This is a genomic window from Bartonella sp. MR168JLCBS (genome assembly GCF_042194175.1).
This window is the reverse complement of sequence record NZ_JBHIMP010000529.1, coordinates 1-300: the sequence shown is the minus strand read 5'-3', so window position 1 is coordinate 300 and position 300 is coordinate 1. Positions and strand designations below refer to the sequence as shown.

The following is a 300-nucleotide window of genomic DNA, read 5'->3' as shown; positions in this document are numbered from 1 at the left end:
AAAAATAAAGCCTGTGAAATAAGCGCTTTCACCATATCGGGATTAAAGGGTTTGGTAACTAAAAAAGTTGGTTCTGGACGCTCTCCGGTCAGTAATCTTTCAGGAAACGCGGTAATAAAAATCACCGGTATACGGTCATTTTGCAAAATGTCATTGACCGCATCAATACCCGAACTGTTATCAGCCAATTGAATATCAGCTAAAATCAACCGTGGCTTTTTTTGATGATACATTACGACAGCTTCTTTACGGGTTCGTGCTATCCCTACAACTTGATGTCCTAAGCTTTCGACCATTTGC

The 300-nt window shown here is 40.3% G+C and carries 1 protein-coding gene; it reads right to left on the bottom strand.

Features of this window, described 5'->3' with window-relative positions; genetic code table 11:
* Positions 1-300: response regulator (locus ACFIK8_RS12425; protein WP_375669605.1), on the bottom strand; the 300-nt coding region annotated here is incomplete at both ends.